Consider the following 16,163-nt stretch of genomic DNA (forward strand, 5'->3'; position numbering starts at 1 on the left):
GTCTTTGTGAAGAGCATTTCCTGATCCTTACTATGTTTACAAAACGATATCTCGATAACGGCATTCCCGTGGTCATGGAGCAGCTGAAAAACTTCCGCTCCGTCATCGTGGGGATATGGGTAAAGGTCGGCTCCCGCCACGAGACGCCGGAGAAGAACGGCATCTCCCATTTCCTGGAGCACATGTTCTTCAAGGGAACGAAGAAGCGCGCCCCCGCCGACATCGCCATCGATATCGACTCCCTCGGCGGCGACCTCAACGCCTTCACCTCGCGGGAAAACACCGCCTTCTACGCCAAAGTCCTCGACGAATATATCGATAAGGGGATAGAGCTGCTCTCCGACGTCTTTCTCCATTCCACCTTCCCCGAGGACGAGATCGAGAAGGAGCGGGGGGTCATCAAAGAAGAGATCAAGCTCGTCGAGGACACCCCCGATGATTATATCCACGACATCTTCAGCCAGGCAATATGGGGCGACACGGGGCTCGGCAGGCCGGTGCTGGGCAGGCGCGAGACGATAAAGACCTTCAGCCGCGAAGACCTCCTGGGCCATGTACGGAAGTATTACGGCACCGCCGATACGGTCATCGCCTGCGCCGGCAATTTCGAGCCCGACCTCGTGCTCAACCTCCTGAATCACCATCTCGGCTCGCTCCGGAGGGGCTCGGCGCCGAAGCTCTTCTCCCCGCCGGCCTTCAAGAGCAGCATCGCGGTGATTCCCAAGGACCTCTCCGAGACGCATATCTGCCTCGGGGTCGAGGGCATCCCCTTCTCGAGCAGCGAGCGCTATGTCATCAGCATCCTGAACTCCATCCTCGGATCGAGCGTCAGCTCCCGGCTCTTCCAGGAGATCCGGGAGAAGAAAGGGTACGCCTATTCGATCTACTCCTTCGTCTCCTCCTACTTCGACACCGGCTTCTGGGCGGTCTACGCCGGGACCGGCAAAAAGAAGGCAGCCCTGGTGACGGAGCTCATCGTCAAGGAGATGAGGGGGCTTTGCGACACGATCACCGACACCGAGATACGGAGGGCGAAAGACCAGTTGAAGGGCAACATCGTGCTCGGACTCGAATCGACGAGCAACCGGATGCAGGCGATCGCCCGCCAGGAGATCTATTATGGACGGTACTTCACGCAAAATGAGATAATGAGAGACATCGAGTCGGTGACGATGAAGCAGGTGAAGGAGCTCTCCTACCGCCTCGTCAACGAGGACAAGATAAGCCTCGCCGTACTCGGGCCCGTCAAAGAGGAGGAGTTCTCGAACGTCCTGGCGTAGCGCGGCGGTGAGGAGCGCCCCGTACGCACCGCTCGGCAGGGCTCTGCCGAAACAGTACACACGATGCTGAAGGAATTACGCATTACCAACTTCACGATCATCGACGCGCTGACCGTCGACTTCGGAACAGGGCTCACTATCCTCACGGGCGAAACAGGCGCAGGGAAATCCATTATCGTCGATGCCATCGGCCTTCTCCTCGGCAGCAAAGCCTCGCAGGACCTGATCAAGACCGGTAAAAAGGAAGCGCAGATCGAAGCCTCCTTTACGCTCGCCGTTCCCGGCCGCCACCCGCTGCTCGAAGAGCTCTCGATCGACCATGAAGACGGGATCGTGCTCCGGAGGAGCATTGCCGCGCAGGGGAAAGGCAGAGCCTACATTAACGACACCACCGTGAGCCTCCAGACGCTCGCCGCGGTAGGGAGCAGCCTTATCGATATCCACGGGCAGCACGAGCACCAGGGGCTCCTCAAAAAGGAGAGCCACTGCTCCTTTCTCGACGCCTATGGAGAGCTCGGTGATGAGGTCTCGGCCTTTTCCGCGCTCTACCGCGACGCAATGCAGATAAAAGCGACCATGACCGATATGAAGGCCCGCATCCGGGAGCGGGGCCAGAGAATCGAGTTTCTGAGGTTCCAGATCGGCGAGATCGATGCCGCCGGCCTTAAAGAGGGAGAGCGCGCCGCCATAGAAGAGGAGCGCTCGATTCTGCTCAATCTGAGCAGGCTGAAAGAGTCGTCGGAGGCGGCCTATGCAGGGCTCTACGAGGCGGAAGGGTCCGCCCTGGAGAAGCTCGCCGCTGTTGTCGAACGGGTAAGGGAGATGTCCCAGATCGACGCTGCAGCCGGAGAGCTCCTGGCTGCGCTCGAATCCGCGCTTCCCCTTGTCGAGGATGCCGCGCTCCAGTTGCGGCGCTTCAAGGATAGATACGATATCGATCCCGGCAGGCTCTCGGAGCTCGACGAACGGCTGGAGCTGATCAAGCGCCTCGAAAGGAAGTACGGGGAGGGCGTCGAAGCGATCGTCGCTTACCGGGGCAGCGCCGCCTCGGAACTGAGGACGCTCGAGCATATCGATGAGCAGCTCGAAGGGCTCGAGCAGGAGCTCGCCGCCAAGGAGAGCGCGCTAGCGGCGCAGGCTGAAACCCTTTCCAAAAAACGGCGGGCTGCGGCGAAGAGGATGGAGTCTCTCGTCATGCAGGAGCTGAGAGAACTCGGCTTCCGGAAAGCCGCGTTTGCCGTAGAGGTGAAGACGCGGGAGACGGTTACCGCTACCGGCGGTGACGAGGTGGAGTTCCTCTTCTCGGCGAATCCCGGCGAACCCCCGAGGCCGTTGATAAAGGTCGCCTCGGGAGGGGAACTCTCGCGCATCATGCTCGCCCTGAAGTGCATAGAGATCAGAAATGACGCGGGGACACGGGGAAACGGAGACACGGAGAGACCACCGCGGCGACGCGCTGCCGCGGCGGCGCGTCATGCGGAGGCCGAATCCTCTCCGGTTACGCTCATTTTCGACGAGGTCGATGCGGGCATCGGCGGCGCTACGGCCCAGCATGTGGGGAGGCGGCTGAAGGACCTCGCGTCGGATTACCAGGTCTTCTGCATCACGCATCTGCCGCAGATCGCCGCACTGGCCGATTCCCATCTCAGGGTCGAAAAGCTCATCAAGGGAGAAAAGACGGTCGTCGTCGCCTCCCCGGTAGCCGGCAGGGAGCGCCAGAACGAGATCGCCCGTATGCTGAGCGGCAGCATTACCGAGGGCTCCCTCAAGCATGCCGGCGAGCTCCTCGGCATTGACAAAGAAAAGAGCCGGGCAGTAGAATGAGCCGACTGCCGGAAGCGCCGGCAGTCGCCCGTGCGGGATATTCCGGCAGCGGCAAGGAGGGGACTGGCAAGCGTGAAGACACGAGGCGCAACACTGCGGCGTAAAGGCGCTATCGCCATCAACAGGGAGCTCTGCAAGGGATGCGCCTACTGCGTCGAAGCCTGCCCCACCCGCTCGATCGGGATCGAAAAGCGATTCAACGCGATGGGATACTTTCCCGCCCATGTCCTTCATCCCGAGCAATGCACCGGCTGCGCCGTCTGCGCCCAGGTGTGCCCCGAGATCGCGATAGAGGTCTGGCAGGAAGACATATCCTGACGCCGAACTGCCAAGCACTGAGCCTCCTTCAGCCGTCTCTTCCGCTTACCACTGGTTGCCTCCGTTTGCATGTGCTTACCTTTTTTGGTATGATTAGCAAATGCGACGTTTGTTTTCTTTTGTACTCGTTATTTCCCTCTTCATTCCTGCTCTGGTCCATGCGGCATCCCTTACGGCGGCTACCAAGGAATTCGTCCTCGAGAACGGGATGAAGGTCCTGATCGTCGAGGACCACAAGGCCCCGCTGGCGACGTTCCAGATATGGTACCGGGTCGGCTCGCGCAACGAGCCTGTCGGCAAGACCGGGATGAGCCATCTCCTCGAGCATATGATGTTCAAGGGAACGCCGGCGTACGGCTCGAAGCAGTTCTCCACTATCATCCAGCGCAACGGCGGCACCGACAACGCCTTTACGACCAAGGAACATACCACGTACTTCCAGTCGCTCGCTTCCGACAGGATCGGCATCTCGATCGAGCTCGAGGCCGACCGGATGCGGAACCTGCTGCTCGACCCCAAAGAGGTGATCGCGGAGAGAAACGTCGTCATGGAAGAGCGGCGCATGCGCTACGAGGACGACCCGCAGAACCTCCTCTACGAGGAGCTCATCGCCACCGCCTTTACCGCGCATCCCTACCGCTGGCCCGTTATCGGGTGGATGTCGGACATCGCCTCGATAGAGCGGGAGCACCTCGCCGACTATTACCGCAGGTACTACTCGCCGGGCAACGCCGTTATCGTGATAGCCGGGGATGTCTATCCCGAGAAGATACTCCCCCTGATCGAGAAGCATTTCGGCAGCATCCCCCCTGTCGAGAACAAGCTCCACGCTGTGCCGACCAGAGAGCCGCAGCAGCAGGCCGAGAAGCGCATCTACCTGAGAAAAGAGACGGCGGAGCTCCCCTATATCCTCATCGGCTATCATGTGCCGCCCTTTCCCCATGAGGACAACTACGCCCTCGATGTGCTCTCGACCGTTCTTTCGGGCGGCAAGAGCTCCCGCCTCTACCGGAGCCTCGTCTACGAGAAGCGGATGGCGATCAGCGCCTTTGCCGACTACAGCAGCTTCTACAGGGACCCGTTCCTCTTCATCCTCGGCGCCAATGCCGCGCCGGGGCAGGATATCGAGGAGATCGAGAAGGCGCTGTACCAGGAGATGAACGGCATCATCAAGGAGCCGCCGTCGGAGAGGGAGATCCAGAAAGCGAAAAACCAGATCGAGGCCTCCTTCGTCTTTGCCCAGGACTCGAACTATTCGAAGGCCATGAACACCGGCATGTTCGAGATGCTCGGCGGATGGCGGCTCATGGACACCTACCTCGAGGGCATCAGGAAGGTAACCGCTGCCGAGGTGCAGGCCGTTGCCAGGAAGTACTTCGGCGCAGCCAATAAAACGGTGGGCATCCTGCTGCCCGCAAAGTCCGGGAAACCGGAGAAAAAGGATAAGGAATGAACCGGAGCTTCACCTGTTTACGGTATATGGTCTTCCTCCTGCTGATGCCTGCGCTGATCTTCACGCCGGTTGTCGGCGGCACGTCTCATGCCTTCTCCCTGGATGTCGACAAGCGAGTGGCCCCCAACGGCCTGCCGGTGCTCCAGGTCGAGCGGCATAACATCCCCGTGGTCATGGTGACGCTCCTGGTAAAGGCCTCTCCGCTGAGCGAGCCCGCGGACAAGGCGGGGGTCGCTTACCTCACCTCGAAGATGCTCACCGAGGGAACGGCCAAGCGGAGCGCAGCAAAGATCAGCGAGGACATAGAGTTCCTCGGCGCTTCCCTCGATGCATCGACCACGCACGATTTTACGACCATATCCCTTTCGGTGCTGAAAAAAGATGTCGATAAGGGGTTCGAGCTCTTCTCGGACATTCTCCTGAACCCCGTCTTCCGCGAGGATGAGCTCAACCGGAAGAAGGCGCTCATCACCGGCGCGCTGCGGCAGCGGGAAGAAGACCCCGCATTCGTGGCAGGACGGGCCTTTATCAAAGAGGTCTTCGGAGCACACGCCTACGGAAGGCTGGTCGAGGGCAGCATCGAGAGCGTAGGCCGCATACAGCGGGACGACGTGCTCGACTTCTACCGCGCCAACTACTGCCCGGACAACGCGATCCTCTCGGTCGTGGGCGACCTCACCCCGCAGGAGCTGAACGCACTGGTCGGAAAATACCTTGCCGGCCCTTCCGGATGGAAGAGGACCTGCCCTGCCCCGCAGAAGGTGTCGGGCAACGGGAACGCCGGAACCGCCCCGTCAATGATGCCGTTTGCGCCTGCGGGCTTGCGTATCGTGCCCATCGACCGCGACATTTCCCAGGCGAATATCGTGCTCGGCCATCTCGGCATCGCCCGGAGCGATCCCGATTACTATGCGGTGCAGGTGATGAACTATATCCTCGGCGGCGGCGGGTTCGCCTCCCGGCTGATGCGCGTCGTCAGGGATGAGCGGGGCCTGACCTACGGCATCAACAGCTCCTTCATCGGCAACAAGGAGCCGGGGCAGTTCGAGGTCGAGGTCCAGACGAAGAGCGCCTCCGCCGGAGCGGTGATCGACGAGATCGTCCGCCAGATGGAGCAGATACGGACCGGCGAGGTGACGGACCAGGAGCTGAGCGATGCGAAGGCCTATCTCACCGGCAGCTTTCCGCGGCGCTTCGAGACGAGCAGGAGGATCGCCGACTTCCTGGCAGCAGCCCGGTTCTACAATTTAGGCGACGACTACATACAGAAGTATCCCGACTACATCGAGAGCGTGACGAAAGAGGATGTGCAGCGGGTTGCGAAGAAGTTTCTCCATCCCGACCGCTATGTGCTGGTCGTGGTGGGCAACCAGAAGCAGGTCGAGCTACCGCAGCCGCAGCCGCCCCAGGAGGTCCGCTAGCTCGGCTATCGAGAGCTGGCCCGGCGCCGAGGGTTTCGTAACGTAACCGTACGTAAGCAGCGATCCGAAGAGAAAACCGAGGACCCGCGACGGCAGACCCGCCTCGCCCATCGACATGGTGATCATCCCCTCGTCCCGGTGCTTCAGCGTGAAGAGCAGCAGCCGCAGCATATCTTCTTTTCCCTGCGCCATTGCAGCGATCTTGATGATGTCCACGCCCTGCCGCCTCCCCTTCTCCACGAGTGCATCGAGCGCCGCCTCATCCGGGGTGGCGTCGAAGTGGTGAGAGGAACCGATGAGTTGTTTACCTTCCGAACGACAGAGCTCTTTTACCCTGATAAGCACGTCTGCGGCATTGATCTCCACATCCGCTGCATCGGCGAGCGGCAGGATACCGCGGTAGACGCTCACCCGGTCGTGAATCTCCCGCTGCCCTCCCTCGCGGGTATCGCGTACCGTAGCGATGAGGGGTTTGCCGAACTTGGCACGGGCGGTCTTGAATACTGCGGCCAGGTGTTCCGGCGCTATCGATCCGAACATATCGACCCGCAGCTCGACGAGATCGGCAGGAGCGACCGCAGCGGCGCCCACTGCCTCCACGTCGGCATCCGTCAGGGCGACGGCAATGCGCGGCAGGTCGCCGAGGGGGACGGCGCCGATAGATCGCTCCCTGAACGCTCTTTCCATGCCGAGATTATACCGGCTCACAAGAGCGAAAGACAACGCCCGTGCTCCTCCGCAGAGGGGTAAAGGGGCCTTTCGGACGCGGGATCGTGCTATAATTGAAGCCATCATGATGGTCTGTCCCTCATATCTTTCCTTTATCCTCTATAACCCGATACGGAAGGCCCTCACCGACAGGGAGAAGGTCCTGGATGAGTCGGCAGTTACGCCGGCATCGGTGGTGCTCGAGGTCGGGGCCGGCAACGGCTTTCTCACCGAGGCGATCGCCGGGCGGGCGAAAAAGGTCTATGCGGTCGAGCTGCAGGCCGGGATGATCAGGAAGCTCAGCAAGAGGATGCGCCGGTTCGGCGACAAGGTCGAGATCATCCGGTGCGATATTGCGGCCTGCTCTTTCGACCGGGAACCTGCCGACGTCGTGATGCTCTACTACGTCTTCCACGAGGTGAGCGACCAGCCCGCCGCCGCCGTCACCATCGTCAACTCCCTGAAGACAGAAGGCGTCGTCTCGATCTACGAGCCGACCGTCGAGGTGCGGCGAGCGGCGTTCGAGAGGACGATCCGGCTCTTCGAGGAAGCGGGCTGCACGAGAGAGCTCGAGCGCCACGGCGCCTTTACCCGCTTCGTGCGGCTCAGGAAGCAGCGCGGGCACTAGGTCCTGCACGAGAAGCCCGGGCCTTTGGAGTTTATCTCCCGAGTTTTGCTATTATAGAAGATATGGGCGGTTAGCTCAGCTGGGAGAGCATCACGTTCGCAACGTGGGGGCCGGGGGTTCGAATCCCCTACCGTCCATTTCCCCCCTCCTTATCATTCAGTGAAGTATAGCCCTCGTGTCCCTTATGCTTCATGCGGTCCGTCCTGGTCATCTCCGTGTGGCGCCAGCTGTGTTGAATGAGAGCTGGTAATGCCCTACAATCATCCTATGAGGTGGCGGGGAGGCAGGACATCTCGGGGAATACTGCCGAACGCCTTCCCTGCACGGTGTGATCGTACTCTTCGAGACGGAGGTGATGCATGATGGCTCCGGGGCGATGTGACGCCTACAATCCTTTTGCCTGGTTCTACGACAGGCACTTCGATTTCCGCGAGCAGGCGCTCTTCATACTCGAGAGACTCCTGTTTCCGCTCCTGTCTCCGGGCAGCCGCATCCTCGATCTCTGCTGCGGCACGGGACATCTGGCGCAGACGCTTGCATCCCGCGGCTTCAGGGTGACCGGGATCGACGGCTCCGCAGCAATGCTCGCCTATGCAAGGCAGAGGATGCCCGGCAGCGAGTTCATTACGGCGGATGCGCGTGCTTTCAGGACATCATCGACCTTCGAGGCCGTTGTCTCGATGTTCGACAGTATGAACCACATCCTCACCGCAGAGGAACTGGGCATGGTATTCAGGAATGTCTTCGCCTCGCTGGGAAAGAGGGGCTCGTTCCTCTTCGATCTGAATATGGAAGAGGCATTCACGACCCAGTGGCACAAGTCCTCGTCAATCGTCGGGAATGACAATGTCTGCGTCATCAGCGGCGGCTACGACCCCGCCGAAAAGATCGGCACCACCCGGCTCACCCTGTTTCTCCTGGAAGAGCAGTGGACGCGGTCCGATGTCACCCTTTACCAGAAGTGCCACTCGCCGGAAGAGGTGTCGTCCGCACTGGAACGGGCGGGCTTCAAAGAAATCGAGCAGTATGATGCCGGAAGGGAGCTGGAGATGCCGGGACATCTCGCCACCGGCAGGACGGTATTCCTCGCCAGGAAGTGAGGCGGCGAACCCGTCAACAAACCGTCGCCGAACCGTCATTAAACGGAGCAGCCCGGCAGGGAGGTCACGGCAGGCGGCGTGAGATAGGCGTCCTGATTCCGGCAAGACCGGGCATCCGCAGCGAGCAGCAGGGAATTCCTTGCAAGCAATGGGGTTGTGGTATGATATTTGCAGATTCAGGGCAACGACCGGGAGCGATGGACCTCTCGTCAGAGGAAGCAACTGTTCTCGTAACAGTACGGAAAAGGGTTACCTCATGAGCTCCATTCTGATTGTCGATGATGAGCCGTTGATTCTCTACGGGCTCGCCAAGGTGCTCCGCGTGAGTTGCAGCGAGGTGACGACCGCAGGCGGCGCAAAGAGCGCGCTCCGCGAGATCGATACGCATCGCTTCGACCTCTGTCTCATCGATATCCACCTCCCTGACGGCAGCGGCATCGATATCGCAAGACGCATCAGGGAGAGCTCTCCCACGACCAAAGTGATCATCATGAGCGGGAGAGAGCCGGATGACCAGGCACGCGCATTCATCGACCGGCACTCCCTTGCCGTTCTCACCAAACCCTTCGATCTCGCCCCGGTCAAAGCGCTCGTACTGCAGGCGCTCGCGGCGGCAGGCCCTGCAACAGAGAAGCGGCGGTCCCGGCGCACCCCCTTCCTTGCCGGAGACGACTGCGCGATCAGCGTCATCGATCCTCTCGTGAGCCCCCAGTGGACATCCGTACAAGCCGACATTATCGATATCAGCGACGGCGGGATCGGCATGGCGGCCTCCCGCCGCCTCGACTGCGGCTGCATCCTGAGACTCTCCGGCATAGGCCATGCCGCCGGGGTCGTCCGCTGGGTGATATGCCATGACACCGGCAGCGCCTGCCGTTACGGCGTCCAGTTCATCTGAACGCACGGACGGTTAAACTTCCCTGCGCTCCTGCCGATAAGAGAAGCACGGGTGCTTTGCATCAGCCCCCTCCGCTGTAGTATAATTATTTCTTTGAGGTCGTACGATGAAGTATTTACTCTATTTTCTACTCGGCGGGACCGTGACGAGCACCGTCACCTATCTCGCCAGCACGTCGCGCGGGTTCCTGGCTGCCTTTATCAGCACCCTTCCCCTGGCATCGCTGAGCACCTTCCTGCTCATCTACTCCAGCACCGGCTCCGAAGCGGTGATCTCCTACGCGAAAGGGCTGGTCGTCATGCTGCTGCCGTGGATGTTCTACATCCTTTCGGTGATCGTGCTGACGCCGCGCATCACGTTCCTCTACTCGCTCGTCGTCGGGCTCTTTCTCTTCATCATCATTTCGTACGTCATGCTCTCCCGCTACGGCCTTATCACCTAGCTGCCGTGCCGCCGTCTGCCCGGGCAGCCGGTGGCAGGGGAGCGTTCATCGGTATCTGAGCTTAAAGACGATGAGCGTCAGGACGAGGACGAACGTCACCAGGTTGGCGAGCACCACCGGCAGGTCCCTGATCAGCACGCCGTAGAGCAGCCACAGGAACACCCCGGCGCTGAAGAGGAGCAGCATCCAGAGCGAGAGGTCCTTCGTCTCCTTCAGCCTCCATGTCTTGACCACCTGCGGGATGAACGATGCCGTGGTCAGCGCGGCGGCGAACAGTCCTATGATCGTGTAGCAGTTATTCTCCATCACTCTCTCATTCTCCGCTTCTCCATTATACGCGACCGCGCTGTCCCCGGTCCAAACAGACCGGCGGCGTCCAACAATATCGTCATGGAGCTTTACCTTTTTGTAGCGCTTTCATTAAACTGTCCGTATGCCCAATTACGACAAGACCGTCGAGATCACCGCCCTCTACGAGATCAGCAAGCTCCTCGGCTCCTCCCTGAACCTGAGGGCCAACCTGCGGGGCGTCATGAGGGTGCTTGCCGAATACCTCGATATGAAGCGCGGCACCGTCGCGCTCCGTCACGACAACGAGGTATCGATCATCGCCGCCCACGGCATGTCCGAGGAAGAGATAAAGCGGGGCAGGTACAGGCTCGGCGAAGGCATCATCGGCCAGGTGGCGAAGCACGGCTCGCCCATCGTCATTCCCAATATCGGCGAAGAGCCCTTCTTCCTCAACAAGACCGGCGCGCGGAAGATGATCAGGAAAGAGAATGTCGCCTTCCTCTGCGTTCCCATAAAGTTCAAGAACGAAGTGCTCGGCGTGCTCAGCGTCGACCGGCTCTTCGGCTCGCAGCGGATATCTTTCGAAGAGGACCTGCGCCTGATGAAGATCATCGCCTCGCTCGTCGGGCAGTCGGTAAAGCTCCACCGGGAGCTCGAAAAGGAGCGGGAGGCCTTCCTCGAAGAGAAGGAACAGCTCACGCGGCAGCTGCGGGGGCGCTACAAGGTCGATAATATCATCGGCCACTCCGACCGGATGCAGGAGGTCTACGAAGCGGTCCATAAAGTAGCGCCTTCGAAGGCGAACGTGCTGCTGCGCGGCGAGAGCGGCACCGGCAAAGAGCTGGTGGCCAAGGCGGTCCACTATATGAGCCCCCGGGCGAAGGGGCCGTTCATCAAGTTCAACTGCGCCTCCATCCCCGAAGGCCTGCTCGAGAGCGAGCTCTTCGGCCACGAGCGGGGGGCCTTCACCGGCGCCATGACGATGAGAAAGGGCCGGTTCGAGCTGGCCGGCAGCGGCACCATTTTCCTCGACGAAATCGGGGACCTGCCGCTCACGCTCCAGCCCAAGATACTGCGCGTGCTCCAGGAGAAGGAGTTCGAACGGGTCGGCGGCGAGAAGACGATACGGGTGGATGTGCGGCTCATCGCCGCGACGAGCAGGAACCTCGAAGCGCTGGTGGCGAACGGCACGTTCAGAGAGGACCTCTACTACCGCCTGAACGTGGTGCCCATATTCCTCCCCGCGCTGCGGGAACGCACGGAGGACATCCCGCTGCTCGTCGATTTCTTCCTGAAAAAGTACAACGAGGACAACCGCAAATCCGCCGCCTTGAGCCCCGAGGTGCTTACCACCTTAATGGGCTACGAGTGGCCCGGCAACGTGCGGGAGCTCGAAAACACGATAGAGCGGCTCGTGGTGATGGCCGGGGGGCCGACGATCTCCCCGTCCGATCTGCCGCTGAATATCCGCGACCAGATCATCAAGGCGCGCTACGCGACCCAGCTCCGCGATGCCCTTCCCTCGACCATCGAGGATATCGAGAGGACACGCATCCTCGACGCTCTCAAGCGGACGGGAGGAGTGCAGGCGAAGGCAGCGCGCATCCTCGGGCTCACCCCCCGGCAGATAGGCTACAAGATGAAAAAATACGATATCCAGGGCGCGGTCCCCGACAGGGAGGCGCCGCTTCCCGAATAACGGTCGCGAGGGAAGCGTTACGTCCGGGACATTCGCGATACGCGGCCGGGTGCAAGAGGTGCAGTGGGCAGAATAATCGCCATAACGAACCAGAAAGGCGGCGTCGGCAAGACCACGACCGCCCTCAACCTTTCAGCCTCCCTCGCCCTCGCCAACGTGAATATCCTCGTCGTCGACTCCGACCCCCAGGCGAACCTGACCGGTGGACTGGGCATCAAGCGGGAGCAGGCCAAAGCGGGCCTCTACGAGGTCTATTGCGGCAAGATCACTCCGGAAGAGGCGATCGTCAGCACCCTCATCCCGAACCTACACCTGCTGCCGACCTCCATGGACCTCTATGCCTCGGACCTCGAGCTCCTCGAGCGGCGCGAGCGCGAGATGCTGCTCAAGCGCGCGCTCCAGCCGATAAAGGAACGCTACAAATATATCCTGATCGACTGCCCTCCCTCCTTCGGCCTCCTCACCCTCAACGCCCTCGTCGCTGCCGAGTCGGTCATCGTCCCGGTGCAGTGCGAATATTTTGCAGTAGAGGGATTGAGCCTGCTCATAAAGCTCCTCTGGCGGGTCCGGGGCAGCTTCAACGAATCCCTCGACCTGGAAGGCATCCTCCTCACCATGTACAACCGCCACATCGCCCTCTCGCGCCAGGTGGCGGACGAGGTGCGGCGAGTCTTCAAGACGAAGGTCTACGATACGGTGATACCGAGGAACATCATCCTCGCCGAGTCGCCGAGCCACGGCAAGCCCGCGGTCCTCTACTCGCCGAACTCCACCGGCGCACAGGGGTATATCGCCCTCGCCAAAGAGATCCTCAACGACGACAACCTGCTGTTCTAAGAGCCACTAACGAAATAATGCAGCTTAGAGTCGAGCGAGGCATAGTATCATGTGCTGAGGTGTTGCATGGAAAGCTCTTGTCTGCGCCTGCACCATCGGCATTCCGAGAGACGGGGATGAAGGGCGACCCTGATAACGGGAGCGCTACTGTTCGGCGGCCGTGACGATGTCCCAATTCTCCCTGATGCGGGGATTTTCGATGAGATACTCGCAGCGCCGTTTGTAGAAGCGCGAGGGGCCGTCCTGGGGGTGCTTATCGAGGATCAGCTGGAACATGCGCGCTGCGGCATACCACCTGCGCTCCCGGTAAAACACCAGCGCCTGGTGGAAATCGGCGACCACCTCGAGTTGCCCGGGCTGCAGGGCAGTCCGCTCGGCAACGAGCTCGAATATCTTCAGCGGCATCGGCCTCCCCTTCACCTCGATGAGCCCCAGCTCACGGGCGACAAAGATATCCCCCGTCTTGCGCAGCGTCTCTTCGCTCACAATGGCGGCGGTCCCGAAAACGCGGTTGATCGATTCGAGGCGCGCCGTAATCTCGACCGTATCGCCGACGATCGTATAATCGAAAAGCCGGTCGCTCCCGAGATTCCCGACGAGCGCCTCGCCGGAGTGGAGACCGGTCCGCAGCGAAAGCCGGGGCAGGCCCTCGCCTTCGAGCGCCCGGCTCACCTCTCCGAGCGCTGCCGCAGCCTGGAGCGCTGCACGGCAGGCGTTCGTCTCGTCCCGGGCAGTGTAGAGCGGCGCGCCCCAGAACGCCCTGATGCTGTCTCCTACATACTTGTCGACGACCCCGCTGTTCCGTATGATCACCTCGGTAACGGCGCTCCTCGCCCGGTGCAGGACGAGCGCTGCGCGCTCGGGAGGTATCTTTTCGGCGATGGCGGGGAACCCGATACTATCCGCCAGCATGACGACGACCTGCCGTCTTCTTCCGCCGGGCTTTACGAGGGAGGGATTCTGCACGATATAGGCAGCGAGCTCCTCATTCATGTGCTGGGAAAAGATCTTTTTGACGAAGAGCCGCTCCCTTCCGTCGGTCAGGGCGCCATAGATCCCGGCCATCAAAAAGCTCGCGCCGATACCGGCGAGCGGGGCAGTGATGTGGAGGTATATCCCCTGGCTGAAGAGCAGCGCCGAGAGAGCGGCGATGAGGACAAAAAGCATACTGCCGATGCCTCCCACCTTGAGCGGCGCGTAGCGCCCCTTCAGTGACAGTGCTGCGGAGAGAGATACCAGGGCCAGCAGGATAACGACAGGAGCAGCTCCCGCAGGCCGCATGCCTCTGCCCGAAAGCAGCGCATCCAGGAGCGTGGCGTGGAAGAGCACCTCGGGCGACTGCACGGAGACCGGTGTCGGACGGACATCATACCTGCCCGGGGCCGTCACACCGATAACGACAGCCTTCCCTTTGAAGCGGTCCTTCGAGAGCGCGGGAGACTTTCCCGCAGCATGATCGAGGGAGGCCCGGAGCACCTCGACAGCGGGAAGCGCCGTAAAGGGCCAGCTCCCCCGGTAGTGGCGCAGCAGCAGCGCTCCTTCATCGAGGGGGAGGCGCGCGCCTTTCACTGCTATCCCGCTGCGATCAACAGACACCTGCCCCTTCCGTATGAGATAGCTCAGCACGAAGTGCGGGACCACATAGTCATTGAGCCTGAACAAGAGCGGCGACCTGCGGTAGATGCCGTCCTTGTCGGGAATGCCCGTCCCGTTGCCCGCGCCCACCACCGCATCCTTGAGCGGATCGGCAGGCGTCAACGCGGAGCTGAACGGTCCCGCGCCCATCGGGGGGACCCTGAGGGCGATATTCCTGATGAACTCCTCATCAGACGGCCTGAGCACCTGCCGCTGGAGCGAGACAGGAAGATAGACGTTGAGCGTCCGTTTGCATGCCTCGGCAAAAAGCAGATCGTCCTGCGGACCGTAGAGCGACGGCTCGTTGAAGGGCATCGCCACGAATACCGCATCGGCTTCGGACAGGTAATCGATAAGGGGGGCAAAGAGCTGCCGGGGCCAGGGCCAGCGCACCCCGTCCACGGCCAGCATATCGATGCTCCTCCCGTCGATCTCGACAATGACGACGGCATCGGAGGCGCGTTCAGGACTAAGATGGCGGGAAAAGAGGTCGTAGGCCTTGAATTCGAGCGGATCGAGGATGCCTGAAAGATAGATGAGAAGTGACACGGCCGAAGACAAAAGAGCGATCACGACAAGCGCGATGAGCTTTTTGTCCGTTGCGGACACCGGCTGTCCCCTGCCCGTATGCTCTTTTATCCCGCTGTGCACTGCACCACCGTTCCCCTTCGCAGTTCCTGTTCCCGCTCCTGTATACCCCCTTGCGCGGGCGGGGAAATTTCAACGAAAGGCTTTGTGTGATTATAGCATACACGGTATAATGGAGAGAGCAGCGCCCGCCCGAAAGGGCGGCGGATCGCCCGTGGATATTGACTTAATCTGCTAATATTATATATTTTAAAAGGTTAGCCCGTTTCGGGGCTTTTGGGGAGTCGTCCAATGGCAGGACGGCAGACTCTGGATCTGCTTATAGGGGTTCGAATCCTCTCTCCCCAGCCAACATGCGGATGCGTTCAGCGTTATCGAGTTGTAGCGCTACAGCGCCCAACGCTGGACGCTACAACGCAAATGGTCCCATCGTCTAGTGGCCTAGGACGTGGCCCTCTCAAGGCTAAAACACGGGTTCGACTCCCGTTGGGACCACCAATTTCAATTAGTTATGATCACCCCCTGTTTTGGCCCCATAAAAACTAAAACGTCTCTATAGTTTTTATCTTCAATGAGTCCACGATATCCTTGTCGTTGTTTTTTTGCATACTACTTATAGCATAGTAGCCTCATAGAATTGGCGGGGATCTCTAAAGGGGTGATTTGAAAGATGCTACAGAATTCTCTGCCTGCTAGGACCGGCCAAGGGAGAGCTGGTCTGGAAAAAATAGACAGGGACATAAGTGATAAAGCTGCTCTAAAATAGGGGAACAGAAAGGAGCAGCGGCAATGGGGAAAAGACCGAGAAGGAATCACGGGGCAGCACGCTTTCTGAACTGGCAGAGCGGTTTCAGGTGCATCCTACCCAGATCACGGAATGGAAGAAACAGATGCTTGAGCACGCAGAGGAAGTGTTCAAGCGACAAGAAGACGGAGACCGGTCCGAGCGTAAAAGAGCTGCACGCCAAGATTGGGCAACTGACGATGGAGAATGATTTTTTATCAGTCGCGCTCGGGCGCATAGCAGAGCCGAGCGCAAAG

Annotated in this window: 15 protein-coding genes and 3 tRNA genes; 14 read left to right on the plus strand and 4 right to left on the minus strand. The window is 60.4% G+C overall.

Annotated elements, in window-relative coordinates; all coding sequences use genetic code 11:
* Window positions 1-32 precede the first annotated feature (32 nt).
* From AB1805_08485 to AB1805_08505, 5 genes are all read left to right on the plus strand, one after another.
* Window positions 33-1,280, plus strand: coding sequence for a pitrilysin family protein (locus AB1805_08485; protein ID MEW5745455.1), 1,248 nt, complete (start codon window positions 33-35; stop codon window positions 1,278-1,280).
* Between the two features lie 63 nt (window positions 1,281-1,343).
* On the plus strand, window positions 1,344-3,104 hold the full coding sequence (locus AB1805_08490) for a DNA repair protein RecN (protein MEW5745456.1): 1,761 nt from the start codon (window positions 1,344-1,346) through the stop codon (window positions 3,102-3,104).
* A 72-nt stretch (window positions 3,105-3,176) separates the two neighbouring features.
* Window positions 3,177-3,422: a ferredoxin family protein gene (locus AB1805_08495; GenBank protein MEW5745457.1), complete on the plus strand. Its 246-nt coding sequence runs from the start codon at window positions 3,177-3,179 to the stop codon at window positions 3,420-3,422.
* Between the two features lie 100 nt (window positions 3,423-3,522).
* Window positions 3,523-4,875 carry a pitrilysin family protein gene (locus AB1805_08500; GenBank protein MEW5745458.1) on the plus strand — a complete coding sequence of 451 codons (1,353 nt, stop codon included), beginning with the start codon at window positions 3,523-3,525 and terminating at the stop codon, window positions 4,873-4,875.
* Window positions 4,872-6,296 (plus strand): pitrilysin family protein, encoded by a 1,425-nt coding sequence (locus tag AB1805_08505; protein ID MEW5745459.1) that lies wholly within the window; start codon window positions 4,872-4,874, stop codon window positions 6,294-6,296. Before AB1805_08500 ends, AB1805_08505 begins: the two co-directional genes overlap by 4 nt.
* On the opposite strand, the gene aroD is transcribed toward AB1805_08505, so the two are convergent.
* A complete protein-coding gene (gene aroD, locus AB1805_08510; protein ID MEW5745460.1) occupies window positions 6,261-7,019 on the minus strand; it encodes a type I 3-dehydroquinate dehydratase in 759 nt (252 codons plus the stop codon). The genes AB1805_08505 and aroD overlap by 36 nt on opposite strands.
* A gap of 70 nt (window positions 7,020-7,089) precedes the next feature.
* Here aroD and AB1805_08515 point away from each other — a divergent pair, with 70 nt between their 5' ends.
* The 5 genes from AB1805_08515 to AB1805_08535 all read left to right on the plus strand — a co-directional run bounded on the left by AB1805_08515 (window position 7,090) and on the right by AB1805_08535 (window position 10,072).
* Window positions 7,090-7,632 carry a class I SAM-dependent methyltransferase gene (locus tag AB1805_08515; protein MEW5745461.1) on the plus strand — a complete coding sequence of 181 codons (543 nt, stop codon included), beginning with the start codon at window positions 7,090-7,092 and terminating at the stop codon, window positions 7,630-7,632.
* Between the two features lie 64 nt (window positions 7,633-7,696).
* Window positions 7,697-7,769 (plus strand) — tRNA-Ala (locus tag AB1805_08520).
* Window positions 7,770-7,991: 222 nt separating this feature from the next.
* Entirely contained in the window at window positions 7,992-8,732 is a 741-nt protein-coding gene (locus tag AB1805_08525; GenBank protein ID MEW5745462.1) for a methyltransferase domain-containing protein, read from the plus strand.
* Window positions 8,733-8,988: 256 nt separating this feature from the next.
* Window positions 8,989-9,630: a response regulator gene (locus AB1805_08530; protein ID MEW5745463.1), complete on the plus strand. Its 642-nt coding sequence runs from the start codon at window positions 8,989-8,991 to the stop codon at window positions 9,628-9,630.
* 106 nt (window positions 9,631-9,736) lie between these two features.
* A complete protein-coding gene (locus AB1805_08535) occupies window positions 9,737-10,072 on the plus strand; it encodes a DUF3147 domain-containing protein (protein MEW5745464.1) in 336 nt (111 codons plus the stop codon).
* Window positions 10,073-10,117: 45 nt separating this feature from the next.
* Here AB1805_08535 and AB1805_08540 read toward each other — a convergent pair whose 3' ends face one another.
* The gene (locus AB1805_08540) at window positions 10,118-10,378 is read right to left on the minus strand and encodes a SemiSWEET transporter (GenBank protein MEW5745465.1); all 261 of its coding nucleotides are present in this window, start codon (window positions 10,376-10,378) and stop codon (window positions 10,118-10,120) included.
* A gap of 127 nt (window positions 10,379-10,505) precedes the next feature.
* On the opposite strand from AB1805_08540, the gene nifA reads away from it, so the two are divergent.
* Together nifA and AB1805_08550 are read left to right on the plus strand one after the other, a co-directional pair.
* Complete coding sequence (nifA, locus tag AB1805_08545; GenBank protein ID MEW5745466.1) at window positions 10,506-12,062, plus strand: nif-specific transcriptional activator NifA; 1,557 nt, start codon at window positions 10,506-10,508, stop codon at window positions 12,060-12,062.
* A 63-nt stretch (window positions 12,063-12,125) separates the two neighbouring features.
* Entirely contained in the window at window positions 12,126-12,899 is a 774-nt protein-coding gene (locus AB1805_08550) for a ParA family protein (protein MEW5745467.1), read from the plus strand.
* A gap of 144 nt (window positions 12,900-13,043) precedes the next feature.
* Here AB1805_08550 and AB1805_08555 read toward each other — a convergent pair whose 3' ends face one another.
* Complete coding sequence (locus tag AB1805_08555) at window positions 13,044-15,143, minus strand: adenylate/guanylate cyclase domain-containing protein (GenBank protein ID MEW5745468.1); 2,100 nt, start codon at window positions 15,141-15,143, stop codon at window positions 13,044-13,046.
* Between the two features lie 256 nt (window positions 15,144-15,399).
* On the opposite strand from AB1805_08555, the gene AB1805_08560 reads away from it, so the two are divergent.
* A tRNA-Gln gene (locus AB1805_08560) sits at window positions 15,400-15,473 on the plus strand.
* 71 nt (window positions 15,474-15,544) lie between these two features.
* Window positions 15,545-15,620 (plus strand) — tRNA-Glu (locus AB1805_08565).
* 314 nt (window positions 15,621-15,934) lie between these two features.
* Here AB1805_08565 and AB1805_08570 read toward each other — a convergent pair.
* On the minus strand, window positions 15,935-16,163 hold a 229-nt coding region (locus AB1805_08570; protein ID MEW5745469.1), incomplete at its 5' end, for a hypothetical protein.

It is taken from the genome of Nitrospirota bacterium, assembly GCA_040752355.1.
GTDB lineage: Bacteria > Nitrospirota > Thermodesulfovibrionia > Thermodesulfovibrionales > Dissulfurispiraceae > JBFMCP01.